Source organism: Paenibacillus sp. LT-B23 (assembly GCF_059417685.1).
Window position 1 is genome coordinate 106,772 of the sequence record NZ_JBSQBM010000005.1, and the last position, 25,899, is coordinate 132,670.

Sequence of the window (25,899 nt, forward strand, 5' to 3'; positions counted from 1 at the left end):
CTTTCATATGGGAAAAATAGGGCTTGGAGGAGAAAAGAAAATGGGAGGTTACAGAATAACAAGCGGTAGCTTACAACGAAATAACGTTGTGAAACCACCGCTTGTCGGCATGACTATATTATTTTATTGTTTGGACAATATTTAAAAAATAAGATATTAGGGAACAAATGAGCACCCTAAGATCATGTATAGGTCTGCATCACATCGAGGATTCTAAAATTCCTGTCACTTATATAAGAAGTGAAATGAGCAGGGGGAGTGAAATAAGTGACAATACTGAGCTAATGACAAAAGCAGATGCGGCTTCCGTTTCCAGCGTTTCATAACGGGTAGCAATCATAGCGGCAACCGCCGAACCGGGAAATGCAACAAGCAGTACAGCTTTGGTTACATCTTCATGGGACAGTCCTACGAGTACAGCGATACCTAGCATGACGATAGGCATGACGATGGCTTTCAGTACAGCAATGCTAAGTGCTTTTGGACTGAACGTAATCTTTTTGATACCGATGGTTACCCCGATGGCAAACAGGGCTGTACCGGAAGTGATATTGCCAAGTTGATCAAACATGGATTGTAGCAGTTTCGGAGCTTGAAATCCGCATAGGGTAAGTACGACACCGATCAGCGGTACGCAGGCAAGTGGCTCGCTTAGTCCGTGAAGAACTGATTTCATAGTGGCTTTAAACAAGTTGCCTTTAGCATCCGCTCCTGTTGTTTTGCGCTGACCGACTGTTCCTAAAATACTTGCAAGCGGATCAAGAATCGCATTAACGACGATGCCAGTGATCGCAATCGGGATGGCGACAGCCGCGCTCCCGAACAAGCTGCCCAGAACCGGGATTCCCATAAACGCAAAAGAAGGCTGAGTTGAATTCAAAGCGAACATGGAGGATTCGGTCAGAGATTTTTTGGCGATTAAGCGATATCCTACGAGCAAGACGATATAAAAGCCGATAACCCCAAGAAGCAGGGCGACCAGAAAAGGCCATTTTTGAATCAATGTTTCCCTTGGTGTCGTCGTAATACCAATAAATAAGTGTGCAGGTAACGCAAATTTGGTTACCAGTGTATTCAGTCCTTTGGAAGAAGCAGGATTAAATGCTTTGAACAAACCTGCAAAATAACCAATTAAAATGACAAAGAAAATAGGAATTAAAATGATAAAAATATGACCCGTAGCCATAATGTCGCCTCCAATGAAGATGTCCGCCAAATGGCTGGCGGACATCGGGTAATCAATAATTACTTTGCTTGTATGCAAATACAACCTGACGTTGTTCGCTAATCTTAAACCAGGACAGTTTCTTTGCCATTCTGTTTGATCGGTCTATACTTGCAGTCCCACATTGCATCCCGAACCGCTTGGCGGATATCATCGGGCTGGTGACGTGCGACGCCGTCCTGAACCGCAGCCTCTGCAACTGCTACAGCTACAGCTTCAGACACTTCACGCAGCTCGCTGATTTTCGGCAGCAGGGAAGCTCCAGGCTGTGACAAATCAACCCTATCGGCTACTGCATGGGCAGCGGCGGCAAACATGCTGTCTGTGATGATCTTGGATTTCACTACAATCGCGCCAAGACCAAGACCAGGGAACACGAAAGCATTATTGGATTGTCCAATTTCAAACTTCACATGATTATAGGTTACCGGTTCAAAAGGGCTGCCTGTTGCAATCAGTGCTTTTCCTTCAGTCCAGCGGATCAAGTCCTCCGGAGTTGCTTCAGCCAGTGGAGTCGGATTGGACATAGGCATAATAATTGGACGTTCTGTATGCTTGGCCATTTCTTTAACGATTTCCTCGCTAAATGCCCCGGTGACACCGGAGGTTCCGATCATAATGGTAGGTTTCACCTGGCGAATGACTTCGAGAAGCGGGATTTTGCCGTCTTCCGCACGCTCCCAATCACGGCATTCTGCGGCATCCCGTACATAAGGAACCTGGAATGGGAAAAGACCCTCTGTTTCATTCGTAAGCAGACCTCTGTAATCATAAGCCCAGAAGTTACTTCTTGCTTCGGTTTCCGATAGTCCTTCCAGCATCATGGCTGCACTAATTTGATCTGCGTTTCCGATACCGGCGGCTCCTGGACCAAATACCAAAACTCGATGTTTGCTCAGTGCGACTCCGGACAGTGTAACACCAGACATAACGCCTGCCAGCGTAACTGCACCAGTACCTTGAATATCGTCATTAAATGTCAAGATACTGCTTCCGTATTTATTGATAATGTTCCGGGCGTTGATATTGCCCAGGTCTTCCCAGTGCAGTAGCGCATTCGGGAAATAAGACAGTGCAGTTTGAACATAAGTATCAATAAATTGGTCATATTGTTCTCCGCGAACACGTTTGTGACGGTTCCCCATATATAAAGGATCTTGCAGCAGCTTCTCGTTGTTCGTACCCGCATCAAGAACAACAGCCAACACCCGGCTAGGATCAATACCAGCGGCGGCTGTATAAACGGCCAATTTACCAATGGAGATATTAATTCCGCCAACTCCCCAGTCCCCAATTCCCAGAATACTTTCGGAATCCGTGGCTACGATGAGGTCAATATCCTCAGGGCCCAGATTCAAATTTTTAAAAGCTTCTTCAATGGCGGAAAGGTTACCGATAGATAAATACATACCGCCGGGTTTGTGGTACTCATGACTGTATTCCTGTATAGCCTGACCAACCGTTGGCGTATAAACAATCGGAAGCATCTCGCTCAGATGTTCAGAAAGCAGTCGATAGTAAAGAACCGTGTTTCGGTTAAAAAGGTCGTTTAACGCAATATTTTTGCGCAAATTATCCGGTTGGCTCCGAAATTGCTCGTAAACCCGTTGAACCTGTTCTTCAATAGTCAATATGGTAGGAGGAAGGAGACCGTCGAGTCCAAGCTGTTGCCGTTCTTCAAGAGTAAAAGCCACTCCTTTATTCAGCAGTGGATTAGCCAGCAATTCCTTTCCCGTTAATTTGGTTTCGATAGAACCATCTTCAGTCAATTGAAAAGCACGCATTTCTAATTCCTTCTTTCTAAAAAATTACATTTAGTTAAACCTTGAACATTTCGTGAACAAGTATACGCCTTATTTTAAACCAAGTGAACAAGTATGTTGTGTGAAAAATGGTTATATAAGTGTTTACATATGAAATTTTATGAAAATGAAAACGTTTTTCAATTATTTTTCTCTGAAAATTTCATTTAATTTTCATTATATTTTCGTGAAACTTTTATTAAATGTAAGTTTTAGAATTTATTTCTTTTCATAGTCAGGAAGAGATTTTTATAACAGCTGGATAAAGTGAATGAAGAAGAGAGGGGAGGATATACACAATAAGTCACTTGGAGCGGTGTTTTTTGGAATAACTAAAAACAGATATTTGGCCAAATTTTGACCAAAGACCTGTTTTGTTTCTAGCAATGAGACTTTGTTTTATTTTCAGGCAAACAAAAAAGCCTTGATCATCAAGGCTTTCAACATATAGGACGGATGGGGATCGAACCCATGACCCTTACCCTGTCAAGATAATGCTCTCCCGCTGAGCTACCGTCCTTCGGTTATTAGATAATATCATGTATTAACCATAAATGTAAAGTAGAAAAATAGAAATTAGATTGTACTTCATTACCGTTTTATATATAATTCAAATTTAGTGGGTTTCCAAATGGAAGCAATGATAAGGGGGAGCGGATGATGGCCGCAGAGATTATTAGTGTAACGACAGAAGAACAGCTACAGGCAGCGCTATTGATCCGTACGAAGGTGTTTGTCGAGGAGCAGAAAGTTCCTATCGATATTGAAATTGACCATTATGACAAGCTGGGGGATACTGCACATCATTTGCTGATCTCTGATCATGGTGAGATGGTGGCAACGGGACGCTTGACCTATTATGAGGAAGAAACAGCTAAAATGCAACGCATTGCGGTTCTCAAGGAGCATCGCTCCGGGGGTTACGGACGTATATTGCTGCTGGCTCTGGAGGAACGCGCACGTGAGCTGGGGCTGCGATATTCGTTACTGGATGCTCAATGTCAAGCTGAAAAGTTTTACGAGAAGCTCGGTTACGAGACGATTTCGAAAGAACCTTTTGACGATGCCGGGATTCCACATGTTCGCATGCGCAAAAAGCTGTAGCTCGTGGCACAAGGATGCATATAATTTTGCAGAGGGTGCATGCTAGTAAAAGTTCCTCCACAAAACTATGGATAAGGAGCGATGCAGCATGGCTAATGCAGAACGGGAACAAATTACGGCAGTACGTAAAAACGGTGATGGTGATCTGATGTCATTTCAGACGTCTACCGGACGGGTTTTGGATTACAGTCAGGCTCTGAATGAAATTGAAGCAGGCTCGATTGCCGGGGTCAATGTATTCAAAGCCAAGGATGGAAGCAAACGGATTCGCGGAGATGCTGATGGAGATCCTACGAATAATTTGGATCAGTTGCCGTTGTTCTGACGTTCATTTCAAGCATCTATCGCTAAGCACATAACTACACGCAAGTATATGCCAAAGCCGCCGGGCTCTTTTTCCAGTTGGAAACCCGGCGGCTTTTTGTTATTTCACTTTGTATCCAGTATTATTATTGCTCCGTGCGTTCCAGCTCCACAATGTTGTATACGCGCTGTTGCTCCAGAAAGGACATGACTCCAGCTTTTTCCCTGAATCGCTCCATGTCGTCACTATAGTGCATGAGACGAATCCGCTCTTGAAGTGGGATTGGCAAGCTGAGTAGCTCGTCCAACGTCGTATGAACTTCTCCGGCACCTTGTAATTGAACCTCATGCAAAATGCTGCGACAGCCCCGCTCATGTACCAGTTGATTCAGCAGGCCGGGATCAAAGGTCATATCCGCACTATAAAAAAGACGCTCATTAATGAACAGGGAGTAGCTGTCTTTACCGGGGATATGACGGGTAGAAATGAGTTCAACTTTGATGCCGGATACCAAGCTGGTGGATTCCCCAGGCGTCAGCACGTTTACCTCAAACACATCCTCCAGCTTGTCAATCATGCCTTGCTGTGACATGCCGCCCTTGAGCGTATTTTCCCATAATGGATGAATTAGCGGTTTTGCGATAAAAAGCACGGGTTTACGACCATAAAGGATGTTCATTTGGAATCCAAACTCTTCCAGGCCTCCGACATGATCCGCGTGAATATGGGTAATTAGAATGGCGTCAATTTCACGCAATTGAATGCCCATTCGGTGCAGAGCCAGAGAAGCGGTTGTTCCGCAGTCGATCAATAGCTTGCCTGCTCCGCTGTCCAGCAGTGCATTATTGTTGTAATAGTTTTTGGCAAAGGCACTGCCTGTGCCCAGCATTTGTATTGTCAGGCTCATTCGTATTTCACCCTCCAGACTCAAATGTGTATAAATCCTCTACAGTCGTATCTTACCATTGATGCTATTGAAACTAAAGATTACACCCTATTTCAAAAACTTTGGACAATTTGTGAAGCCCAGCGCAACTTGTGGAACTGAGCTAGGTATAAATGTAAGACAGAAGTATTTAACAGATGATGATGGAGGGATATCTAGCGATGAAGTGGAGAAAAGTTATGGCCCTAGTGATGGCCTTTTCGATAATGGGAGGGACCGTTATTTCGGCGGAATCCGCCAAGGACCAAGTGAAGCTGATTATTAACGGTGAGGTGTCGAAGGATGGCGCGGTTGTCATTGACGGCAAAACGTATGTGCCCATTCGAGATTTTAACGGGATTGTCAGTTTTGATCCGTCCGGTGGAAAAGTTGTTTTCGACCAACCGAATGTACACATGTTCTTGTTCAAGGGCGATACGGTGTTTGGCAACGTGAATAAAGGTAACAAAGTGAAATTCAATGTATTCAGTCAGATTGATACGTTGAAAGCGGATATCTCCGGAGTGAAGGTAGCGATCACCGATCCTGCGGGTAACGTAAAGGATATTCAGTCTCAGGATATCAGCGGAGCACAAAAGGATAACTTCTGGTTCCGTACAAACGACTTTACGTATGATTTCAAAACAGCAGGGAATTACCGGGTCGGTTTCTACATTAAAGAAAGCAAAGACAGCAGCTATACCCTGGTGTCGGAAAAAGTCATTACAGCGATAAATTAGGCATACCACAAATTGACCTGTACCCTTGATCATGTTACGATACGGGGGAAAATAAAACAATTTGAAGGTAGGTATTTCCATGAGTGATCACAAACATGAACACGGTGAAGCCTGCAACCACGATCATGACCACGAACATGAAGAAATGGTTCTTACGCTAACTGATGAAAATGGCAAAGATGTAGAAATGGTGCTGGTAGAGACCTTTGACGTAGAAAATCACGTTTACGCTCTCCTGTTGGAGCGCGGCAATCCTGAAGCAGATGGCATTATTCTTCGTATGGAAGAAGAAAACGAAGAAATGGTGCTTTACAATATCGAGGATGAAGATGAATGGAAACGTGTTGAAGAGGCTTACAGCGAGCTGGTTGCCCAATACGAATAGTATTGGACCTAACGGTTGTTACAGCTTTGTAAGGTAATGAAAAAGCCCCCGTTTGGGGGCTTTTTTTGTTAAGCTTTTTAGGGTGCTTGTAAGACTTTCCAGGCTTGTTAAGGTTCAGGAAGGATTAGGAAATGGCGTCCGTTTCAACAATAACCTTCACTTGATGTACGGTACGGTCCTCCGGTCCTTTTACAGGCAGGCCTACTTCCACATGATCGACAATATAATCAATATTGTCCTGTGAGATCACTTCGCCCGGCAGTAGGATCGGAATACCTGGCGGATATACATAAATGAATTCTGCAATAATGCGTCCAGCAGATTCCTTGAATGGTACCACTTCCGTATCTCCGTAAAAAGCGTCTCTCGGAATCAGGGAGAGCTGCGGGATTTCCTGTATTTTTACATCCAGTTCATGCTGCTGACCTGTAGAATAATGTATAGCAGCCAGCTCACGCAGAGCCTTCAATAAAATCTCAATATCCTCTTTCGTATCCCCGGGAGTCACCAGACAGAGAATATTGTACATATCGCTAAGCTCAACCTCGATATTGTAGTTTTCTCTCAGCCAATTTTCCACGTCGTACCCAGTAAGGCCTAGATGACGAATATGAATGGTGATTTTGGTCGCGTCATAATTATAGGTTGCCTCCGTACCGAGAATTTCACTGCCAAAGCAATATAATCCTTCAATCTTGTTGACCTCTGCACGGCAATATTCGGCCAAATCAAGCGCACGTTGCGCTATTTCATAGCCATTGAGAGCCAGATTGCGGCGTGATGTGTCCAGAGAAGCCAGCAGGATATAGGAAGTGGAAGTCGTTGTCAGCATACTGAAAATCGTCTGCACACGCTGCGGATTGACGTATCCGTTTTTGGTATTCACATTCAGAATCGAGCTTTGTGTCAAGGAGCCGCCTAGCTTATGGACGCTTGTAGCTGACATATCTGCTCCCGCTTCCATGGCGGACATCGGCAGATCAGGATGAAAATGAATGAGTACACCGTGGGCCTCATCGACCAGGACCGGCACATTATAGCTGTGAGCGAGATCAACAATTTCTTTCAAATCGGCGCACACACCGTAATATGTCGGGTTGATGACGAGGACGCCCTTGGCGTCAGGATGGCGTTCCAGTGCCCGGCGTACGGACTTGGTTGTAATCCCGTGGTGAATACCAAGATTTTCATCACTGACCGGAGATACGAATACAGGCTTTGCTCCAGACAATATAATGGCAGACATTATAGATTTGTGTACATTTCGGGGTACAATAATTTTATCACCTGGCAAGCAGATGGACATAATCATAGTAATGATAGCTCCACTTGTACCCTGTACACTGTAGTAAGTATAATCTGCTCCATAGGCTTCTGCCGCAAGCTTTTGGGCTTCTTCGATGACACCCGTAGGTTGATGCAGATCGTCCAATGGAGCGATGTTGATCATATCTATGGAAAAGGCATTATCCCCCATAAATTCGCGAAATTCCGGATCTGCCCCCACTCCCTTTTTATGACCTGGGATGTGAAATTGAACCGGGTTGCTCTGAGCGTGCTTTTTCAAAGCAGTAAAAAGCGGGGTGTTGCTTTGATTCATTAGTGTTGTCACAACCTTTCGTGCAGGATTTCGACAATCCTGGCAAGTGATAATAGAACAAAATTGAGTATAGCAGTTTGAAGTAGGAATGCAAGCGGTTGACGGTGCTTTTATTTGTGAATGAGAGGAGCATGGAGACAACCCGGACTTTATGACGAAAAAACGAAGGTAGAGGATGTGGGACAGATGAAACAAATCGGAAGAGAAAAAAATCCTCGGCGGTTATGGTCTCCCTTTTTTGCGGAATTATGGGTACTGGTATTTCTGGTTGAATTTATGAAGGGATCTCTTCTGGTAGCTATCCTGCCGGTATATATGGGAGAAACGCTCGGACTGTCAGCCGGAATCATCGGTCTGGCCTTTTCGCTCCAGTATTTTGGTGACAATGCGTTCCGGGCACCGGCGGGCTGGATAGCTGAACGGCTCGGCTACCGGGGAACGATGTCGACCGCGTTGCTGTTTACACTTGTTGCGGTGATCATGCTAAGCATGCTGACAGAGCCAGTGTGGCTCGTAGTTGCCTGTCTGTTGCTCGGTCTGGGCACTTCTCCGCTCTGGCCTTGTGTCATGACTGGAACGACTGAAATGTCCGGGCCTAACAACAGCAATGGTGCGGCGATGGGCACATTGGAAATTGCGTCCATGGGCGGAACAGGAATGGGGCCGCTTGTTATGAATTTCGCTATGGCACATTATGGTCATTCTTACGGAATGGTGTTTATGATTTTGACAGGATGCAGTATTGTGCTGTTGTTGGTCTCCCTAATGCTGCCCGGACGGAAAGAGTCTGCCGACAAAGGAGCGCTGCAACGGAGCGCTTTGGTGTCCTCCGACGGTCTTGCAAATCAAAAGCCGAAGCTGCTGGGAGGAATTAAGGAGACGATCATTACACTCAAAACAAAACTAAATGTAAACCCGTTGATTTACCCGGCTCTGTTTTTGCAATCGTTTGTTATCGGTCTAATCAGCCCGGTACTGACGCTGTACGCCCGTACGGACCTCGGGATTTCGCCGAATTTGTACAGTGTACTTCTAATTGCTGGCGGCGGGGTAACAGTGCTGGCGCTTATTCCTTGCGGAAAGCTGGTGGATCGGCTCGGAACAGAATACTTTCTGCACGCCGGTTTTTTACTTGCCGGCATTACGCTGTTTTTCTTTTCCGCCGTCCGATCCATTCCGCTTGTGTTTGTATCCGTAGCCCTCATCGGCTTGGGCTATGCGCTCATTTTGCCTGCATGGAACACGTTCCTCGCCAAATTGATCCCAGAAAGCGAGCGAGCGACGATATGGGGCTTTTTTCTGACACTCCAAGGTTCAGGTATGGTCATCGGTCCGCTCGTTTCAGGAGTGCTGTGGGACCGTGCAGGACACACAGCTCCATTTATCATCAGCGGAGTTGTAATGCTGCTCATGTTCGGCTGTCATCTGGCTTTGGCACGTAATCCGCGCAGAAAGACGGCTGAAGCCTGATTAGCCAAGGCCGGTTACTCTTTCGGAAAAGCCATTCGGTACAGCGGCAGCAAACGCTCAAAAGTGGAACGCACCGTCTGTAGCAGCGCAGCCCCGTCACCGACGAGCAGGTCGTCCCGGTCAATACGGATACCACACATGACCTCGGCTTTTTTTACCTGCTGCAGCTTGTCAATGATCGTTTGAAAATTCTTCTCGTCCATTTGTTTTTGCTCCGTACCTTCCGGGGCCATATGATCCATGGACCAGTAAAAATGATCAGGTAGGCTAGTGCGAACATCGCTCAGATTGGCTTTGAGTGCCTGGGCAAACGTGGTTTTGTTCGGGCTTTCATAAATAATTGCGAAAATGATGAACAGATGAGAAGAAAACATCCCTACCTCAAAATGCGGCAACGCCTTGTACCCACGCTTGTTTGCCGCCCAAGCTACCCAGGAATCCTTGGGCGGATTTACTTTGCGCCGTGCATGCTTTGCAACGTGAACGTGCATAGGCTCGCCACACAAGTCCGTCAGGAAAGGAGCCAACTCCGCACCAATCGCTTCCAGTTTGGGTCGAACCTGTTCAATCAGTACCTCCATGCGAGGCTCCAGCCCCGGTATTTCAAAAACATCAAAGTCCTTTGCTGTAAATCCATTGAACGTCATACCTCTTCCTCCTGTAACTGGGTTAAGCCATTTCGTGTGGCGTAATATGTCCGATTATAGCATAACGTCAGCAGGCTTGGCCGACTTTAGGCCGGGTTTGGGACAAGCGCATAAGGCAAAAGTAGGATTGTGCGTTGTTACTCATAAAAATAGGTCAAATAACCAAGTACCCTTACATAAAATGAAGTATAAAATAGAGCAAGGGAAGATCAAGCGGGAAAGCCGCAGGCTTGCTGTAGCCGGACTTCTTGAATCGGACTTGAAAAAGGAGGGAATGCCGTGAACAAGGGCTGCGAGGTAGAATATTGCAATCTGGAGCTCCGGTTTAGCCGTCGGCATATCCATAATCTGATCAAGGATTTGATATCGGAAGGGTATTCGCTGTACTGGAGCGAGGATGAGTCATACCTGGTGCTGTCGGTAAGAACCGGGCGCAAGCTGGTGAAGCTTCGTTTTCAACAATTGCGTACAGGGCACTACAAGTTGGCCGGAGATTATGTGATCCGCGATGCCAAGCTGGCTGAGTGGTTGGAAAAGCTGATTGGAAGCACCCGAGGCCATGCCATTGTCAAAAGAGTCAAGGACCATCATATTTTGGTGGAAAATATTTTGTTCGGTGAGGTCATTCGTCTGGTGGAGGTTACCGGCTTTAAGCAACGCGTCATTTATCAGAAGGGACCAGTGCTGTCAGCGCAGGAGATGGAGGATATGTACATTTCCAATGAGGGAGAAACCCGACTGCTGCTGCTCAGAATGGAAGTGGATGATGAATTGGAGAAGCTTTTCACGGCAATGACAGAGGGAGATACGGCTAGAGCCGGGAACTGTCATGAACGCCTGCAAGCGCTATCCCGCCAACTGCTGATGATGGAAGCATAATGATGAGAGAATAGCGGAATTTAAAACGAATCATTACGGGTTAAAAAATGCGTGGTGTTAAGGACCAGTCAAACGTTTTTGCTTAAATCCGTAGATGCTGTGCAGATTTGGGTATAACTGAACACCTCATGAAAATGGGGTGTTTTGATCTGCGAATAGACAGGGGTTCACTTCTGACACCAAAAACGTTAAAATAGAATTGCACGTGTTCCGATTCACATAAAGTGTAATGCGGTAAAGCGGCGATATAGAATAAAAAATATGTTGCAAAGGATGAGGAACCAGATGGCAAAACAGCAGATTGGTGTGATCGGCCTGGCGGTAATGGGTAAGAATTTGGCCCTTAATATTGAGAGCAGAGGCTTCACCGTCTCGGTATTTAACCGCTCTCCCGAAAAAACGCATGATCTTATCAAAGAAGCAGAAGGTAAGAAACTGACGGGTACTTTCTCCATTGAAGAATTTGTGAACTCACTGGAATCGCCCCGTAAAATCCTGATCATGGTTCAAGCTGGTAAAGCAACGGATGCCACGATTGAGCAGCTTTTGCCTCATCTGGACAAGGGCGACATTATTATAGACGGAGGCAATGCCTACTTCCCTGATACACAGCGCCGCAGTAAGGAGCTGGAGGAAAAAGGACTTCGCTTTATTGGTACAGGCGTATCCGGTGGCGAAGAAGGTGCCTTGAACGGTCCTGCAATTATGCCGGGTGGACAAGAAAGTGCCTACAAGCTGGTAGAGCCGATTCTGACGGCAATCTCTGCCAAAGTAGATGGCGACCCTTGCTGTACATATATCGGTCCCGACGGTGCTGGTCACTATGTAAAAATGGTGCATAACGGTATCGAGTACGGCGACATGCAATTGATTGGTGAGGCGTATCACCTGTTGAAATCGGTCCTGAATGTGAATGCGGAAGAGCTTCATGAAATCTTCACAGAATGGAATAAAGGCGAGCTGGACAGCTACCTGATCGAAATCACGGCTGACATCTTCTCCCAATATGATTCCGAAACAGGCAAACCAATGGTAGACGTTATTCTGGATGCGGCAGGTCAAAAAGGTACTGGTAAATGGACAAGCCAAAGCGCGCTGGATCTGGGCGTTCCATTGTCCATGATCACCGAATCTGTATTCTCCCGCTTCCTGTCTGCTATGAAAGACGAGCGTATTGCGGCAAGCAAAGTGCTGAGCGGTCCTAATGCTGAATCCTTCAGCGGGGACAAAAAAGAATTTATCGAAAGCATACGTAAAGCATTGTTCGCAAGTAAAATTGTGTCTTATGCTCAAGGCTTTGCACAAATGCGTGCAGCTTCCGATGAATACGATTGGGATTTGAAATACGGAAAAATCGCTATGATCTTCCGCGGCGGTTGCATTATCCGTTCGCAATTCCTGCAAAACATCAAGGATGCGTATGACCGCGATCCTGCTCTGAAAAACCTGTTGCTGGATTCCTACTTCAAAAATGTAGTAGAAACTTACCAAAACGCATGGCGTCAGGTGATTTCCGTAGCTGTATCTCAAGGTATTCCAGTGCCAGGCTTCTCCAGTGCGCTTGCATACTATGACAGCTACCGTACTGAGCGTCTGCCAGCAAACTTGCTGCAAGCACAACGTGACTACTTCGGTGCGCATACGTTCAAACGTGTGGACAAAGAAGGCGTATTCCATCACCAATGGTTCTAATGAACTGGCGAATATGCTAGGATAACAGCAATGTAATACAACGGAAGCTTCTTTTGCCCTCTGTGGCGGAGGAAGCTTCTGTTTTTCTTTAGTGGATTGTCTAAGCTTTCGGCACTGTGGTATGATAGGAATAGTTATTTTAACACATCACCGCGTCTAAGCTTTGAGTCACGACAAAAAAAGACGGGAAGATCCCGTCTCATTTGGTGGGCAACATTTTACTGCTCTTGTGACCATTGCAGCATACCGCCGGTCATGTTAGTGCAGCCTTCATAACCTAGCTGTTGTAAATATTCGCAGGCTCGTTCGCTGCGATAACCGCTCCGGCAAATAAAGATAATTTCACCGGTACGTTCAATTTCCTCAAGACGACTTGGAATCTGTCCGAGCGGAATATGCTTGGCACCGACAATCATGCCTTCCGCTACTTCTTCTGCCTCGCGAACGTCGATCAGTTGCAATTGTTCGCCTGCTTGCAGGCGTGCACGAAGCTCAGAAGGTTCAATCAGGGCGATTTGCGTCATGGCCGGACCTCTTTTCTGAATATAAAATAGGTGACTCGTGTGTTCATGGCTTGTACCAAACCACTTACACACTCTATGTATGATAGCCAAGCTATCTGCAAGCTGTCAATCGGGCTAATTCTAAAGGCGTGTATAGATTAATGAATCGCCGGGATGAAACTCGGGCAGGCTTTGCTTGATATTCAGTGTTTTTCTGATGGAGAAATAAACATCACAGCTTGTATAATTAACGTAAAACGGGTTGGTTAAAATTCGAAAAGGAGCATGTACATTATGGATGTTATCGTTAGACCTACCTCTTCGTTAAAAGGGGAGATTGGGGCCTTGTCCTCCAAAAACTACACTACACGCTATTTGCTGACAGCAGCGCTTGCCGATGGACAAAGTACCATTTATTTTCCGGCACACAGTGAGGACAGTGATGCTATGCGTCGTTGTATCGCTGATCTGGGGGCAGTGCTGGAAGAGGATGATGAAAAAATAGTCATTACGGGCTTTGGCAGCCATCCTCGTGCTGTGAAGGAACTCAATGTAGGTAACGCCGGAGCAGTGCTTCGTTTTTTGATGGGGATCGCATCGCTGTGCCCGGATGTTACTTTCGTCAATACATATCCCGATTCGCTGGGAAAACGACCACATGATGATCTGATCGACGCATTGGGTCAACTGGGTGTACAGGTAGATCATCGTGAAGGCAAGCTTCCGATCCGCATTCAGGGCGGTCAGCCCAAAGGCGGCAAAATTCAGGTATCCGGTTCGGTTAGCTCGCAATATTTGAGCGCCTTGCTATTCCTCACGCCGTTATTGGAGGAAGATAGCGAAATTGAGGTGCTGCATGATTTGAAATCCAAGGTGGTTATTGGTCAGACGCTGGAGGTGCTCCAAGAGGCAGGGATTATCATTCATGCAAGTGATGATTACATGTCTTTCCGTGTGCCGGGACGACAATCTTATCAGCCGCGCACATATACCGTGCAGGGAGATTACCCGGGCAGCGCCGCGGTGCTGGCGGCGGCTGCGGTCACGAACTCGGATGTCACCATCCATCGGCTAAAGGAGCAGAGCAAGCAGGGAGAACGTGCTATTGTAGATGTGCTTCGTATGATGGAAGTACCGCTGACGCACGAGAACGACACCGTCGTCGTGAAGGGGAATGGCCGTTTGAAGGCCATTGAGTTTGACGGCGATGCTGCAACCGATGCTGTGCTGGCGATGGTGGCTGCGGCTGTATTTGCTGACGGCACGTCCCGTTTTTATAATGTGGAAAATTTGCGGTACAAGGAATGTGATCGCATTACCGATTATTTGAACGAACTGACCAAGGCCGGAGCTCGGGTGGAGGAACGTCAGGCTGAAATTATCGTACATGGCAGACCGGAGGGGGTTGAAGGCGGTGTTGAAATTAACGCGCATTTTGACCACCGTGTTATTATGGCTTTGACAGTTGTCGGTCTGCGGGCACAGAAACCGCTGGTGATCAAGGATGCGCATCATGTTGCCAAATCATATCCGCAATATTTTGACCATCTGACGACGCTTGGCGCCTCTGTAGAGTGGGTAAAATAAAAGTAAGTTTTAGAAGTGGACAGGAGGGGAAAGGATGGCTTTTGAAAATCCGTCAAGGGAAGAGATCAAAAGCATTTTGGAGCAAGTAGGCAACATTGCGGTTGTAGGTTTGTCTGATAAATCAGACCGGACCTCGTATATGGTGTCTTATGCGATGCAAAAACGGGGATACCGTATTATTCCGGTTAATCCTGCGGCAGCGGGGCAAACGATTTTAGGAGAAACTTGCTATGCAAGTCTCGAAGAAGTACCCGAGTCTGTCGAGTTGGTCAATGTATTCCGTCGCAGTGAGTACTGCGCGGAGGTTGCTCGTGAGGCGGCTGCTATAGGTGCGAAGGTTTTGTGGCTTCAACAGGGCATTATCAGCCAGGAAGCCGCTGACATTGCGCAGGAGCATGGAATGACGGTTATTATGGATCGTTGCATCAAGGTAGAGGATTCCATAACCCAAGCAGTACGTAAAGGATAATCTGGACATGAAGAAAAAACCTTCGCCCCTATGAAATATGGGGAGAAGGTTTTTGGTGTATGGAAATTGGGCTATATTATGCTTACAGGAATCCATATAATGTATGTATGCCATTTTTGTGATATTATCTTGGTGAATGAGCTTAATCGACAGTATTGAGACGCTGATCTATACCCTCAAGTCGAGAGTCCATACCATCCAGACGTGAATCCATGATGTCGAACCGCTGCTCCATATTGTCGAGGCGAGTGTCTATGCTGTTAAAGCGTTGATCCATATTTCTTTTAAAAGTGTTTCACTCATGCTATATCCCCCTTTGTTTCAGAATAACATGGTCCAAGCTGATAAACACGCAAAATATAACTTAAATAAGATAGAGCTATTCAGACCTGAAAAGCGTATATAAATATTTTTTATCAAGCAAGAGAATCGCTTTGACAAAAGTATTTATTCGACTTACCATCAGGGGATAGAAAGGAGAGGAATGCCATGAATTGGCTCGGATCCTTACAACAGCTTGGTCGGGCTGTCATGCTCCCGACGATGGTGTTGCCGGCTGCGGCTATATTACTAAGTCTCGGCAGCCTTCCCTGGTCCACGTGGGGATTTCCAATGGTGTCTGAAATGGCTAATGCAGCAGGGCGTGGGATTTTTTATTTTTTGCCGTACTTGTTTGCGGTTGGTGTAGCACTCGGCATGTCGAATCAGGCAGGTCAGGCAGGACTGGCAGCATTGGCTGGTATGGCTATATATGATCAGGTCACATTGAGATTTGGAAACGGACTCATTCATCCCGCGACGCTCATTGGCATCATTTTGGGTGTCATTTCAGGGGTGGCGTATAACCGCTTCAAAAGCATTAAACTGCCTGAGGTACTCCAATTTTTTGGAGGGACTCGATTTGTTTTGCTGCTGATTGGCTTGTTCTCCGCCGTGTTCGCAGGACTGATGCTGATAGTGGCACCACTCATTCAGAGAGGATTACAATTTATAGCAGGTCTGGAATTGAGTCTGGGCGGCTTCGGATTGTTTATTTACGGTATTTTGTATCGGGTGCTGGCGGCTTTTGGCCTTCATCATCTGCTTAATAATATATTCTGGTTTCAACTAGGTACATATAAAACACCGTCAGGCGACATAGTGCAGGGGGATTTACCCCGATTTTTTGCTGGCGATCCGACGGCGGGCTATTTTATGTCAGGGTTGTTTCCGATTATGATGTTTGCGATTCCAGCCATTGCGCTGGCGATTATTCAGGAAGCGCGTGAAGATTTGAAACCGAAGGTGCAAAAGACGTTTTTGACTGCTGCACTCGTCTGCTTTTTTACTGGTGTATCAGAACAAATTGAGTTTGCATTTTTGTTTGCTGCTCCTTATTTGTTCCTCGTTCATGCAGTCATGTCAGGTCTGGCCATGTGGCTTACTTTTGAGCTGGATATTCATCACGGTTTTTCATATTCAGCGGGTTTTATAGATTACGTACTCAATTTCCATCTGTCACATAACGCCTGGTTGTTGATTCCGTTAGGCGTGGCGTATGGGCTGGTGTATTATGTGCTATTCCGCTGGGCGATTCGTAGGTTCCGTATTCCCACTCCAGGCCGCGAGGAAGGTTCGGTTCTGGAGGATTGGGCAGGCAATATTCCTTACAGCGCACCGCTCATTTTGGAGGCGCTTGGAGGGAAGGAAAATATTGTTCGGGTGGAAGCATGCATTACACGGTTGCGTCTCACCGTCCACAATGATCGGCTGATTGATACCGGAGCGATAAAAGCTTTGGGCTCGGCTGGACTCATCAACCTGGGAGGGGGCAACTTGCAGGTTGTGTTCGGGACGTATTCGGAGCTGATTCGTGAGGAAATCGCGAAGCTTATGGAGCGTGATCTGCCTCAAGTGTTGTTCAACGCCCCTGTGCATGGAAAAATGCTGCCGATTCACGAGGTACCGGACAAAATTTTTGCAACGAAGCTGGTCGGGGACGGAGTTGCTTTTGTTCCTGAACGAGGTGAACTTGTGTCTCCGGTGTATGGTACGGTTATGCATCTGTATCCGACCATGCACGCTTTGGGCATCTCTACACGAGAGGGACTTGAGGTTCTGCTTCATATAGGGATTGATACTTCACAGCTAAAAGGGAACTTTACTGCTATGGTAGAAGCAGGCGATACGGTGGAACCGGGACAATTGCTGATCAAATTTGATTTGCAGGCACTGCGGGAACAAGCTCCATCGTTAGTGACCCCCATGGTCATTACGAACCCGGATCGCGTGAAGTCATGGAGCTTTGCTCCGTTTAAAACAGTGAAAAAAGGTCAGGCCTCGGTAATGTCCGTTGTGCTGCATGACAGGAATGTTGGAGGGGTAGAGACATGATAGAAGGCATCGGCGCCGCAGCAGGTGTGGCAATCGGGAAGGCTTTTGTCCTGCCGAGCTGGGAGTGGGATTTACCTGAGCAGAAAATGGATGCGGTGGATCTCGCAAAGGAATTCGAGCGTTTGTATGAAGGGATACGCACATCCAAAAGTGAAATCCAGTTTATTAAGGATGAGTTTCGGGAAATGGTGGGACCGGAGGAATCCAGCATTTTTGATGCGCATCTGGCTATATTGGAGGACCCTGAATTCATGAACGAGGTTCGTGGAATCATCGAGCGACAATACAAAGCAGCCGAAGTGGCTGTTAAGGAAGCAATTGATCATTTTGTGACGATGTTTGATCTGCTGGATGATGAGTATATGAAGGAGCGGGCAATCGACATCAAGGATGTGGGGAACCGACTGCTCAAGCATTTGCTGGGTGCGCCGGAAGTAACTCTTCCGAAGGACACACAGCCTTACATTCTGGTAGCCAAGGAGCTTTCTCCGTCTCAATCAGCCCATTTGAATCCAAGCTATGTATTAGGAATTGTGACTATGAACGGGGGCAAAACATCGCATTCCGCGATCATGGCCCGTGCGATGGGCATTCCGCTCGTTTCGGGACTGGAGAGCAACCTCAATTTACCTGTCCAGACGGGGGATATGATGGTTGTCGACGGAGACTTGGGTAAGGTTTATGTAAACCCGGAAAAATCCATTATTGATCATTATACGGCATTACGTGATGAGCAGCGCCGCAGAAAAGAACAGCTTCAGGTGCTCGCTTCCGTGGAAGCCGTGACCAAGGATGGGACTGAACTGAGGCTGGCAGCCAATATCAGTTCTGTCAAGGAACTGGAGGCGGCATTGAAGCATGGAGCGCAGGGTGTGGGACTGTTCCGCACGGAATTTTTATATATGGATCGAAACTCTGCACCGGATGAAGATGAGCAGTATGAAGTGTATCGGCTGGTAGCAGAAAAGGCAGGAAACCACTCCGTTGTTATCCGTACATTGGATATCGGCGGGGATAAGCCGCTGGACTATCTTCAACTGCCGGAGGAGGAAAATCCGTTTTTAGGCTATCGCGCTATACGTATCAGTCTCGATTGGAAGGAATTATTCAAGACTCAATTGACAGCTATTTTACGTGCTAGTGCGGCAGGGAATATCAAGGTTATGTATCCTATGATTTCATCGGTGGAGGAGATCCGTCAGGCGGATGCGATCTTGAAGGAAGCTATGGCGGATTTGGATGCGAGAGGCCTTGCCTATAACCCACATATCCAGCAAGGGATTATGATCGAGGTGCCAGCGGCAGCAATGATTGCCGATCTGCTGGCGGCTGAAACGGATTTTTTCAGTATAGGCACGAATGATCTGGTACAGTATGTACTGGCCGTAGACCGCATGAACGAGCAGATTGCGCATATGTACCATCCATACCATCCGGCGGTGCTGCGGATGCTGCGTATGACGGCGCAGGCTGCTCATCAGGCAGGGATTGATGTGAGTGTGTGCGGTGAAATGGCAGGAGATGAACGTTCCATTCCCCTATGGCTGGAACTGGGAATACATCAGCTTAGCATGTCTCCCCAGTCCTTGCTGCGAGTCAAGCATCGTGTACTGAACACTTCCGCAGCAGAGGCAACGCTGGTTGCCCAGGCGTGCTTCAGCATGTCTACCGGCGCGGCGATCGAAGACAAGCTGACCGCAGTTAATGTCGGCTATATTCCGGCCGGGCCAGGACGCCAGTAATTATGCACTAGCTGTGCATTTTGTTTGGAAATAAAAAAAAGCACCTTCAAAACCACATTAGCCATGGTTTTGAAGGTGCTTTTGCTCATTTTATTGGAACTGACTTATTTCTGAGCATTGTTTGCCAACAGATCGCAAAACGCTTTTCCATATGGCGGAAGGTCAGGTGGGCGGCGGGCAGATACGATATGTCCGTCCGTCACGACAGCCTCGTCCTTCCATATGGCGCCTGCGTTTTCCATATCATCACGGATACCCGGTGTGGATGTTACAGTGACACCGTCCAAAATTTTGGCAGAAATCAGCACCCAGCCTGCATGGCAGATTTGCCCGATAGGCTTTTGGGCGGCGTGAAACTCCTGTACAAGTTGAATCACCTTGGGATAGCGGCGCAGTTTATCCGGCGCCCAGCCTCCAGGGACAAGAATCCCGTCATAATCACGGCTGTTCAGTTCCTCAAAGGCATATTCCGCTTCAGCAGGTACGCCATATTTTCCGATATATTTTTTACCCTTTTCAGCACCGGCCAAATGCACTTCTGCGCCTTCTTCACGAACACGGTACACAGGGTACCATAGCTCCAGATCCTCGAATTCCTCATCTACCAGAGCGATAACCTTTTTTCCAGCAAGTCTCGACATCTAACCATCCTTTCGTGCGTCACTTGATGACACCGCTGTTTTATAATCTGTGCCTCTACATCTTAAGAAAAAGATCACCGGAAGTCCATTCCTCTGCACGTTCTCAGTAATCGACAAGCTCTTTCAAAGCAAGTATTACCATTCTGTAACCCGCTAAACCTTTGGTAATTTGTTCATAGCTGCAAACTGTGGAAGGATTTGAGGTCCCAAAGTCGAAATAAAAAAGGGTGTGAAAAATTTTATAGAGTTAACAAATCTTTTATAGACTAGTAGATAGATATATCTGGATTCTGATGAAATCCTCATATAGCTTGATCCTATGTAATGAGGTGGTTAAATGCATAAGCAATGCCAATGCGGTAAACCGATGGGGCTGGAGTTGAGAAAGGTGATATATGCGGACAAGGTTGAAATTTTACATGTTCCCGTATTTTCATGCCCTTCGTGCTTCTCGAGTGAGGTTTTGCAGCATGTGACGAAGGACATCAAGGAGCTGTTACAAAATTTGGGGAGCAAGCCTAATGCTCGGCGTATTTCCTTTGCCCGTAACAACGAGCTGGCTGAAATTATACGCAAGCTGGTGCTGGAGGAAGCGGACAATCCCAATGTAGACTGGCAATCCTCTTTGGAGGAGCGAATGGAGCTTCGAATCAACCTGCTGCTGGACCTTTATCGTTATGCGAGAAGTCTGGGAGATGAGGATTGGATGAACGATGTACAGAAAAGATTGGTGCAATTATCCGGTTTTACCAGTGAATCGGTGTTTATGAATACAAAAAACTAAAAAAAATGAAAATTTTCATGGTCACCATTGGATTTTACATGTTCTTTTTGTTACGATGTGAATAGGCCATACGACAAGACACAGAAAGGAATGTATATCCAATGGTGACGATGACGAAAATGACTACTGTTCAACAATTAAATTCGGCACTGGAAGCGTCATCAGACAAGCCGCTGCTTCTCTTTAAACATAGCACACGCTGTCCGATTAGTTCCCGCGCACATCAGGAGATGGAATCCTACTTGCAAGGCACTCCCGACGAAAATATTGAATACGGTATCATTTATGTAGTAGAAGACCGGCCGGTGTCCAATGAGGCTGCGGACAGGCTCCAGGTGAAGCATGAATCGCCGCAGGCCATCTTAATAAAGGACGGAGAGGCTGTCTGGCATACATCCCATTCGAATATTACAGCCCATGCGCTCCACGATCATCTCACATAGGCAGAATGAGCGCAGTCGTTGCATAAAGTAGTATTTTGTCGTATCATGGTTCTAATTAGTTGATCTAGGATTCGGTTGAAAATTTATTGGCAATGGAGAGAAGGAATGTGACGGTAACGATCTATGATGTAGCTCGCGAAGCCGGTGTCTCAATGGCCACGGTATCCCGCGTAGTTAACAATAATCCTAACGTAAAACCTCAGACCCGCAAAAAGGTGTATGAAGCGATTGAACAATTGGGATATCGCCCGAATGCGGTGGCTAGAGGTCTGGCCAGCAAGAAGACAACGACCGTTGGCGTGGTTATTCCGGATATATCGAACTCAATTTTTGCAGAAATTGCGCGTGGTATTGAGGATATTGCGAATATGTATCACTATAACATTATTTTGTGTAATGCCGATAAGCGGAAAGAAAAAGAGATTCGTGTCATCAATACGCTGCTTGAAAAGCAGGTTGATGGACTTCTGTTCATGGGCGGCACAGTAACGGACGAGCATATTCAGGCGTTTCATACGGCTGCGGTTCCTATTGTTCTGTGCGCAACGAGTGATGAGAAAGGCAGCTATCCTTCGGTTGATATTGACCATGAAGCTGCTGCTTTTGATGCAGTGAACACATTGATTCGCCACGGACACCGTCAAATCGCGATGATCAGTGGTACGCTTCAGGACCCTGCGAACGGGTATGCACGTTTCCAAGGCTACAAGAGAGCGCTGGAAGCAGCAGGAATGGAGTATCAGGAAGATCTCGTGCGAATCGGGAACTATCGTTATGAGTCCGGTGTGGAGGCAATGAAGTATTTCCTGGGCCTCAAGAAAAAGCCAAGCGCGATTTTTGCGGCTACAGATGAAATGGCGATTGGTGCGATTCATAGCATTCAGGATGAAGGCTTGAAAGTACCGGACGATTTTTCTGTCATCAGTGTGGACAATATCCGTATGGCTTCCATGGTTCGTCCGCAGCTTACGACAGTGGCGCAACCGATGTACGATTTGGGTGCAGTAGCGATGCGTTTGCTGACCAAGCTGATGAAGAAGGAAAACGTGGAAAATCCTCGCGTTATTTTGCCGCATGAAACGATTTTGCGGTTGTCGGTTAATTATCTAGACTAGACAGATTTGTTAACAGGATAGACCTTCGATGAAAGCTCCTTTAATGGAGCTTTTTTCGTGAATACATAGTCCATAATGCACATTATTAAACAAAGAATAGAGGGATTTGAGATGAGTCGAATTTATGGATTAATTGGTGCCATGGATGAAGAAATTGAACTGCTGCTTGCTGCAATGAATGAAGCTAGTAAGTCGCTCAAGGCTGGAATCACCTATACTAAGGGAGTCATTCACGGTCAACAGGTTGTCGTATGCAAGTCCGGTGTAGGTAAGGTCAATGCTGCGGTAACGACACAAATCCTTATCGACAGCTTTGGAGCGGAACAAATCATATTTACAGGAGTGGCAGGGGCAGTGCATCCGGATTTAAATATTGGGGATATGGTGATTTCCTCCACATGTATGCAGCATGATATGGATGTAACGCCTTTGGGTTATGCCAGAGGGGTCATTCCTTATCAGGATACCTCGGAGTTTGCGGCTGATCCTGATCTTGTTCGTCTGGCTGAGCAAGCCTGTCAATCCTTCGGCGATCGTTATATTGTCGGCAAGGTGCTTTCCGGTGACCAGTTTGTTGCCAGCCGTGAGCTGGTAGCTGCATTGCATCAGGAGATGGACGGTGCTTGCACCGAGATGGAGGGCGCAGCAGTGGCGCAGACAGCCCATATGAACGCTGTGCCTTACGTTGTCCTCCGTTCTATGTCTGATAAGGCAGACGGATCTGCCCACGTTAATTTTGGCGAATTTACAGTAGCATCTTCCCATCGTTCGCATCGAATTGTGGAGTATATGCTGAAGCATTTGGGTTAAATGGCTAGTGGTGTAACATTTTAATACATGAACCTTCTCACAAACCGGATACGGTCAAATTGTTCCCGTGATGTGAGGGGGACATCCTCTCCCATTCGGACCATTAGGCAATTCGCCGGGTGGGAGCATATTTCGGGATCATCCGTAGCATACCAGACCATATCTACCGTTTTCATCAGACGTTCCATCATGCGGCGGTATTCCCATACGGAGAGACCGCTGCCTTTTAAATCCCAATGCCAATAGTACTCAGTCGTAAAAATGATATAGGATTCCAGTTGTCCGTCCTCAAAGGCGACCCGGATCATTTGGCTTCCCAGACCCAGTCCGCGATATTCGTCGGCTACCTCAATCGCTCCAAGCTCCAGCAGGTCCTTCATTTTGGCTTCCGACCAGCGTTCCATCTCATCCGGATAGTGAAAAGTCACGTATCCGAGAATGGTTTCCCCGTCATGAGCGATGATAATCCTGCCTTCCGGCAGTCCCGAAATATCCACCAGCGCGTCGAATTGCTCCTTTGGCTTGCGAAAGGCGTCCAGTTGTGGATGCATTTGAAATGAATGCAGTTGATCAGCAGATACGGGGCCTTCTACGTAGATCCTTTGCCCGTTATGACTCAGCGTGTTCAAATGGTGCAGTTTTAAATGCTGCATACATGCGCCTCCTTGTTTACCGTGACCTAGCTCCCCATATCCCCTACTTATAGCAAAAAAACAAATAAATGAAAAGTATGGTCGTCACATCCTCACCTATGATATACTGTTTTAGACATAAATTGTTCACAATTAGTCGCTTTTATCAGATGTTAAACAAAGGAATTGACATGCTTGTATTGAATTTGTAAGCGTTATCATGTTCTGTATTATTCTCATTATATCGTGAGGAGGCTGAACGCATGAAGATTAAAGAACTCCAGGCTGTAGTTCCCACATCCAACATGGGCCCGTATGAACAAGCTTACAACCGCTTTCAGTGGGAAGATGCAGAGCGTCATTTTACGTGGTATGAATCAGGCAAGGTGAACATGGCGCACGAAGCGATTGATCGGCATGTAGAGGAAGGGAGAGGTGACAAAACGGCGCTGTTGTATTGTGACGCGAACCGCCATGAAGCCTACACCTTTTCTCAGTTGCGTGCCAGTTCCAACAGGTTTGGCAATGTGCTACGAAAATACGGCATTGGCAAAGGAGAGCGGGTATTTATATTCATGCCGCGTTCACCTGAGCTGGTCATTAGTCTGCTTGGTATTTTGAAGGTAGGAGCAGTTGTCGGGCCATTGTTTGAGGCGTTTATGGAAACGTCGGTCAAGGATCGGCTGGAAGATAGCGGAGCGGTGGCGCTGGTGACAACGCCTGCACTTCTCTCGCGTGTAAAGCGTGAGGAACTTCCGGAGCTGCGGCATATTTTTGTGGTTGGCGATGTGGATGAACGGGAGCAAGGGATTATTGATTTTGAAACGGAAATGCTTACTTCCTCCGAAGAACTTGAACCGGAATGGCTGAGTCGTGAGGATGGATTGATTATTCATTACACGTCAGGCTCAACGGGCAAGCCTAAAGGCGTGTATCATGTGCAAAACGCGATGATTCAGCACTATTATACCGGTAAAATGGTGCTGGATCTGCGTGAAGATGATGTGTATTGGTGTACAGCCGATCCAGGTTGGGTTACAGGAACGTCCTACGGCATTTTCGCCCCGTGGCTGAATGGAGCAACAAATGTGATTCGTGGCGGTCGTTTTAGTCCCGAGGATTGGTACCGGACGATTGAGCGCCACGAGGTGACCGTATGGTATAGCGCTCCTACGGCGTTTCGGATGCTCATGAGCGCAGGGGAGGATATCGTTGCCAAATATGATCTCGGAAGCCTGCGGCATGTGTTATCCGTCGGAGAGCCGCTGAATCCCGAGGTGGTGCGCTGGGGCTGGCAGGTATATAAGCAGCGTATTCATGATACCTGGTGGATGACGGAAACGGGTGGCCAAATGATCTGTAATTACCCTGAGCTGCCGATTAAGCCCGGCTCGATGGGAAAGCCATTGCCTGGCATTCAGGCCGCTATTCTGGACGACAGGGGGCAAGTGTTGCCGCCTAATCGAATGGGGCACTTGGCGATACGTACACCGTGGCCCTCTATGATGAACCGTATATGGAACAACCCGAACAAATTTCAGGAGTATTTCCGTTTTTCCGGTTGGTATGTGTCCGGTGATTCTGCCTATATGGATGAGGACGGATACTTCTGGTTTCAGGGGCGTATTGATGATGTCATTAATTCCTCAGGGGAGCGGATCGGTCCATTTGAGGTCGAGAGCAAGCTTCTGGAGCATCCCGCTGTAGCGGAGGCTGGAGTGATCGGAAAGCCGGATACAGTGCGGGGAGAGATCATTAAAGCTTTTATCGCACTCCGTGAAGGCTACACCCCCTCTGAAGCTTTGCAGCAGGATATTTATCGCTTTGTCAAAGAAGGGCTGTCTGCCCATGCTGCACCACGCGAAATTGAGTTTAAGGAAAAGCTGCCCAAAACCCGTTCCGGTAAAATTATGAGACGTGTACTCAAAGCCTGGGAGCTTAATCTTCCTACAGGAGATTTGTCTACCATAGAGGATTGAAATGCTTTTTAAGTAAGATACAAAAAAGGGAGTCTCCAAAGCCGTGAT

At 46.9% G+C, this 25,899-nt stretch carries 24 protein-coding genes and 1 tRNA gene; 16 read left to right on the forward strand and 9 right to left on the reverse strand.

Annotation, left to right across the window (positions count from 1 at the left end; all coding sequences use genetic code 11):
• Nucleotides 1-229: 229 nt before the first annotated feature.
• The 3 genes from ACWXW9_RS08600 to ACWXW9_RS08610 form a co-directional block, all read right to left on the reverse strand.
• Nucleotides 230-1,186, reverse strand: coding sequence for an AEC family transporter (locus tag ACWXW9_RS08600; protein WP_494929163.1), 957 nt, complete (start codon nucleotides 1,184-1,186; stop codon nucleotides 230-232).
• A gap of 104 nt (nucleotides 1,187-1,290) precedes the next feature.
• Nucleotides 1,291-3,009: an NAD-dependent malic enzyme gene (locus ACWXW9_RS08605; protein ID WP_494929073.1), complete on the reverse strand. Its 1,719-nt coding sequence runs from the start codon at nucleotides 3,007-3,009 to the stop codon at nucleotides 1,291-1,293.
• 466 nt (nucleotides 3,010-3,475) lie between these two features.
• Nucleotides 3,476-3,547: transfer RNA gene (locus tag ACWXW9_RS08610), tRNA-Val, on the reverse strand.
• A 140-nt stretch (nucleotides 3,548-3,687) separates the two neighbouring features.
• On the opposite strand from ACWXW9_RS08610, the gene ACWXW9_RS08615 reads away from it, so the two are divergent.
• Together ACWXW9_RS08615 and ACWXW9_RS08620 are read left to right on the forward strand one after the other, a co-directional pair.
• Complete coding sequence (locus tag ACWXW9_RS08615) at nucleotides 3,688-4,131, forward strand: GNAT family N-acetyltransferase (protein WP_494929164.1); 444 nt, start codon at nucleotides 3,688-3,690, stop codon at nucleotides 4,129-4,131.
• An 88-nt stretch (nucleotides 4,132-4,219) separates the two neighbouring features.
• The gene (locus tag ACWXW9_RS08620; RefSeq protein WP_025684272.1) at nucleotides 4,220-4,456 is read left to right on the forward strand and encodes a DUF3892 domain-containing protein; all 237 of its coding nucleotides are present in this window, start codon (nucleotides 4,220-4,222) and stop codon (nucleotides 4,454-4,456) included.
• Between the two features lie 124 nt (nucleotides 4,457-4,580).
• On the opposite strand, the gene ACWXW9_RS08625 is transcribed toward ACWXW9_RS08620, so the two are convergent.
• Nucleotides 4,581-5,342, reverse strand: a complete 762-nt coding sequence (locus ACWXW9_RS08625) for an MBL fold metallo-hydrolase (protein WP_494929074.1) — start codon at nucleotides 5,340-5,342, stop codon at nucleotides 4,581-4,583.
• A gap of 200 nt (nucleotides 5,343-5,542) precedes the next feature.
• On the opposite strand from ACWXW9_RS08625, the gene ACWXW9_RS08630 reads away from it, so the two are divergent.
• Nucleotides 5,543-6,100 carry a hypothetical protein gene (locus tag ACWXW9_RS08630; RefSeq protein ID WP_044648639.1) on the forward strand — a complete coding sequence of 186 codons (558 nt, stop codon included), beginning with the start codon at nucleotides 5,543-5,545 and terminating at the stop codon, nucleotides 6,098-6,100.
• A 79-nt stretch (nucleotides 6,101-6,179) separates the two neighbouring features.
• The gene (locus tag ACWXW9_RS08635; RefSeq protein ID WP_025684269.1) at nucleotides 6,180-6,485 is read left to right on the forward strand and encodes a DUF1292 domain-containing protein; all 306 of its coding nucleotides are present in this window, start codon (nucleotides 6,180-6,182) and stop codon (nucleotides 6,483-6,485) included.
• A gap of 124 nt (nucleotides 6,486-6,609) precedes the next feature.
• Here ACWXW9_RS08635 and ACWXW9_RS08640 read toward each other — a convergent pair whose 3' ends face one another.
• Nucleotides 6,610-8,085: an aminotransferase class I/II-fold pyridoxal phosphate-dependent enzyme gene (locus ACWXW9_RS08640; RefSeq protein WP_044648638.1), complete on the reverse strand. Its 1,476-nt coding sequence runs from the start codon at nucleotides 8,083-8,085 to the stop codon at nucleotides 6,610-6,612.
• Between the two features lie 186 nt (nucleotides 8,086-8,271).
• On the opposite strand from ACWXW9_RS08640, the gene ACWXW9_RS08645 reads away from it, so the two are divergent.
• A complete protein-coding gene (locus tag ACWXW9_RS08645; protein ID WP_494929165.1) occupies nucleotides 8,272-9,555 on the forward strand; it encodes an MFS transporter in 1,284 nt (427 codons plus the stop codon).
• A gap of 14 nt (nucleotides 9,556-9,569) precedes the next feature.
• Here ACWXW9_RS08645 and ACWXW9_RS08650 read toward each other — a convergent pair whose 3' ends face one another.
• A complete protein-coding gene (locus ACWXW9_RS08650; protein ID WP_494929075.1) occupies nucleotides 9,570-10,202 on the reverse strand; it encodes a YktB family protein in 633 nt (210 codons plus the stop codon).
• Between the two features lie 279 nt (nucleotides 10,203-10,481).
• Here ACWXW9_RS08650 and ACWXW9_RS08655 point away from each other — a divergent pair, with 279 nt between their 5' ends.
• Both ACWXW9_RS08655 and gnd read left to right on the forward strand, forming a co-directional pair.
• Nucleotides 10,482-11,081, forward strand: coding sequence for a YkzI domain-containing protein (locus ACWXW9_RS08655; protein ID WP_494929076.1), 600 nt, complete (start codon nucleotides 10,482-10,484; stop codon nucleotides 11,079-11,081).
• Nucleotides 11,082-11,366: 285 nt separating this feature from the next.
• A complete protein-coding gene (gnd, locus tag ACWXW9_RS08660; protein WP_494929077.1) occupies nucleotides 11,367-12,773 on the forward strand; it encodes an NADP-dependent phosphogluconate dehydrogenase in 1,407 nt (468 codons plus the stop codon).
• Between the two features lie 218 nt (nucleotides 12,774-12,991).
• On the opposite strand, the gene ACWXW9_RS08665 is transcribed toward gnd, so the two are convergent.
• Entirely contained in the window at nucleotides 12,992-13,297 is a 306-nt protein-coding gene (locus ACWXW9_RS08665; RefSeq protein WP_494929078.1) for a rhodanese-like domain-containing protein, read from the reverse strand.
• A gap of 273 nt (nucleotides 13,298-13,570) precedes the next feature.
• Here ACWXW9_RS08665 and aroA point away from each other — a divergent pair, with 273 nt between their 5' ends.
• The 4 genes from aroA to ptsP all read left to right on the forward strand — a co-directional run bounded on the left by aroA (nucleotide 13,571) and on the right by ptsP (nucleotide 19,447).
• Nucleotides 13,571-14,863 carry a 3-phosphoshikimate 1-carboxyvinyltransferase gene (aroA, locus tag ACWXW9_RS08670; protein WP_494929079.1) on the forward strand — a complete coding sequence of 431 codons (1,293 nt, stop codon included), beginning with the start codon at nucleotides 13,571-13,573 and terminating at the stop codon, nucleotides 14,861-14,863.
• 34 nt (nucleotides 14,864-14,897) lie between these two features.
• On the forward strand, nucleotides 14,898-15,332 hold the full coding sequence (locus tag ACWXW9_RS08675) for a CoA-binding protein (protein WP_494929080.1): 435 nt from the start codon (nucleotides 14,898-14,900) through the stop codon (nucleotides 15,330-15,332).
• A 489-nt stretch (nucleotides 15,333-15,821) separates the two neighbouring features.
• Complete coding sequence (locus ACWXW9_RS08680; RefSeq protein WP_025684259.1) at nucleotides 15,822-17,705, forward strand: glucose PTS transporter subunit IIA; 1,884 nt, start codon at nucleotides 15,822-15,824, stop codon at nucleotides 17,703-17,705.
• Nucleotides 17,702-19,447, forward strand: a complete 1,746-nt coding sequence (gene ptsP, locus ACWXW9_RS08685) for a phosphoenolpyruvate--protein phosphotransferase (RefSeq protein ID WP_494929081.1) — start codon at nucleotides 17,702-17,704, stop codon at nucleotides 19,445-19,447. Before ACWXW9_RS08680 ends, ptsP begins: the two co-directional genes overlap by 4 nt.
• Before the next feature lie 104 nt (nucleotides 19,448-19,551).
• On the opposite strand, the gene ACWXW9_RS08690 is transcribed toward ptsP, so the two are convergent.
• Nucleotides 19,552-20,088 carry a type 1 glutamine amidotransferase domain-containing protein gene (locus ACWXW9_RS08690; protein ID WP_025684257.1) on the reverse strand — a complete coding sequence of 179 codons (537 nt, stop codon included), beginning with the start codon at nucleotides 20,086-20,088 and terminating at the stop codon, nucleotides 19,552-19,554.
• A 337-nt stretch (nucleotides 20,089-20,425) separates the two neighbouring features.
• On the opposite strand from ACWXW9_RS08690, the gene ACWXW9_RS08695 reads away from it, so the two are divergent.
• The 4 genes from ACWXW9_RS08695 (at nucleotide 20,426) to ACWXW9_RS08710 (ending at nucleotide 23,240) form a co-directional block, all read left to right on the forward strand.
• On the forward strand, nucleotides 20,426-20,872 hold the full coding sequence (locus tag ACWXW9_RS08695; RefSeq protein ID WP_149093469.1) for a hypothetical protein: 447 nt from the start codon (nucleotides 20,426-20,428) through the stop codon (nucleotides 20,870-20,872).
• A 101-nt stretch (nucleotides 20,873-20,973) separates the two neighbouring features.
• Complete coding sequence (ytxJ, locus tag ACWXW9_RS08700; protein ID WP_134913588.1) at nucleotides 20,974-21,315, forward strand: bacillithiol system redox-active protein YtxJ; 342 nt, start codon at nucleotides 20,974-20,976, stop codon at nucleotides 21,313-21,315.
• A gap of 107 nt (nucleotides 21,316-21,422) precedes the next feature.
• Nucleotides 21,423-22,430: a catabolite control protein A gene (ccpA, locus tag ACWXW9_RS08705; RefSeq protein ID WP_044648625.1), complete on the forward strand. Its 1,008-nt coding sequence runs from the start codon at nucleotides 21,423-21,425 to the stop codon at nucleotides 22,428-22,430.
• A gap of 111 nt (nucleotides 22,431-22,541) precedes the next feature.
• A complete protein-coding gene (locus ACWXW9_RS08710; RefSeq protein WP_494929082.1) occupies nucleotides 22,542-23,240 on the forward strand; it encodes a 5'-methylthioadenosine/adenosylhomocysteine nucleosidase in 699 nt (232 codons plus the stop codon).
• A 20-nt stretch (nucleotides 23,241-23,260) separates the two neighbouring features.
• On the opposite strand, the gene ACWXW9_RS08715 is transcribed toward ACWXW9_RS08710, so the two are convergent.
• The gene (locus ACWXW9_RS08715) at nucleotides 23,261-23,893 is read right to left on the reverse strand and encodes a GNAT family N-acetyltransferase (RefSeq protein ID WP_494929083.1); all 633 of its coding nucleotides are present in this window, start codon (nucleotides 23,891-23,893) and stop codon (nucleotides 23,261-23,263) included.
• Between the two features lie 242 nt (nucleotides 23,894-24,135).
• On the opposite strand from ACWXW9_RS08715, the gene acsA reads away from it, so the two are divergent.
• A complete protein-coding gene (acsA, locus tag ACWXW9_RS08720) occupies nucleotides 24,136-25,851 on the forward strand; it encodes an acetate--CoA ligase (protein ID WP_494929084.1) in 1,716 nt (571 codons plus the stop codon).
• The last annotated feature ends 48 nt before the right edge of the window (nucleotides 25,852-25,899 follow it).

What these genes read in the sequence shown, in the direction of transcription:
- ACWXW9_RS08600 (WP_494929163.1), bottom strand. Translation starts at nt 1,186, where the DNA reads ATGGCTACGGGTCATATTTTTATCATTTTAATTCCTATTTTCTTTGTC.
- ACWXW9_RS08605 (WP_494929073.1), bottom strand. Translation starts at nt 3,009, where the DNA reads ATGCGTGCTTTTCAATTGACTGAAGATGGTTCTATCGAAACCAAATTA.
- ACWXW9_RS08615 (WP_494929164.1), top strand. Translation starts at nt 3,688, where the DNA reads ATGGCCGCAGAGATTATTAGTGTAACGACAGAAGAACAGCTACAGGCA.
- ACWXW9_RS08620 (WP_025684272.1), top strand. Translation starts at nt 4,220, where the DNA reads ATGGCTAATGCAGAACGGGAACAAATTACGGCAGTACGTAAAAACGGT.
- ACWXW9_RS08625 (WP_494929074.1), bottom strand. Translation starts at nt 5,342, where the DNA reads ATGAGCCTGACAATACAAATGCTGGGCACAGGCAGTGCCTTTGCCAAA.
- ACWXW9_RS08630 (WP_044648639.1), top strand. Translation starts at nt 5,543, where the DNA reads ATGAAGTGGAGAAAAGTTATGGCCCTAGTGATGGCCTTTTCGATAATG.
- ACWXW9_RS08635 (WP_025684269.1), top strand. Translation starts at nt 6,180, where the DNA reads ATGAGTGATCACAAACATGAACACGGTGAAGCCTGCAACCACGATCAT.
- ACWXW9_RS08640 (WP_044648638.1), bottom strand. Translation starts at nt 8,085, where the DNA reads ATGAATCAAAGCAACACCCCGCTTTTTACTGCTTTGAAAAAGCACGCT.
- ACWXW9_RS08645 (WP_494929165.1), top strand. Translation starts at nt 8,272, where the DNA reads ATGAAACAAATCGGAAGAGAAAAAAATCCTCGGCGGTTATGGTCTCCC.
- ACWXW9_RS08650 (WP_494929075.1), bottom strand. Translation starts at nt 10,202, where the DNA reads ATGACGTTCAATGGATTTACAGCAAAGGACTTTGATGTTTTTGAAATA.
- gnd (WP_494929077.1), top strand. Translation starts at nt 11,367, where the DNA reads ATGGCAAAACAGCAGATTGGTGTGATCGGCCTGGCGGTAATGGGTAAG.
- ACWXW9_RS08665 (WP_494929078.1), bottom strand. Translation starts at nt 13,297, where the DNA reads ATGACGCAAATCGCCCTGATTGAACCTTCTGAGCTTCGTGCACGCCTG.
- aroA (WP_494929079.1), top strand. Translation starts at nt 13,571, where the DNA reads ATGGATGTTATCGTTAGACCTACCTCTTCGTTAAAAGGGGAGATTGGG.
- ACWXW9_RS08675 (WP_494929080.1), top strand. Translation starts at nt 14,898, where the DNA reads ATGGCTTTTGAAAATCCGTCAAGGGAAGAGATCAAAAGCATTTTGGAG.
- ACWXW9_RS08680 (WP_025684259.1), top strand. Translation starts at nt 15,822, where the DNA reads ATGAATTGGCTCGGATCCTTACAACAGCTTGGTCGGGCTGTCATGCTC.
- ptsP (WP_494929081.1), top strand. Translation starts at nt 17,702, where the DNA reads ATGATAGAAGGCATCGGCGCCGCAGCAGGTGTGGCAATCGGGAAGGCT.
- ACWXW9_RS08690 (WP_025684257.1), bottom strand. Translation starts at nt 20,088, where the DNA reads ATGTCGAGACTTGCTGGAAAAAAGGTTATCGCTCTGGTAGATGAGGAA.
- ACWXW9_RS08695 (WP_149093469.1), top strand. Translation starts at nt 20,426, where the DNA reads ATGCATAAGCAATGCCAATGCGGTAAACCGATGGGGCTGGAGTTGAGA.
- ytxJ (WP_134913588.1), top strand. Translation starts at nt 20,974, where the DNA reads ATGGTGACGATGACGAAAATGACTACTGTTCAACAATTAAATTCGGCA.
- ACWXW9_RS08710 (WP_494929082.1), top strand. Translation starts at nt 22,542, where the DNA reads ATGAGTCGAATTTATGGATTAATTGGTGCCATGGATGAAGAAATTGAA.
- ACWXW9_RS08715 (WP_494929083.1), bottom strand. Translation starts at nt 23,893, where the DNA reads ATGCAGCATTTAAAACTGCACCATTTGAACACGCTGAGTCATAACGGG.
- acsA (WP_494929084.1), top strand. Translation starts at nt 24,136, where the DNA reads ATGAAGATTAAAGAACTCCAGGCTGTAGTTCCCACATCCAACATGGGC.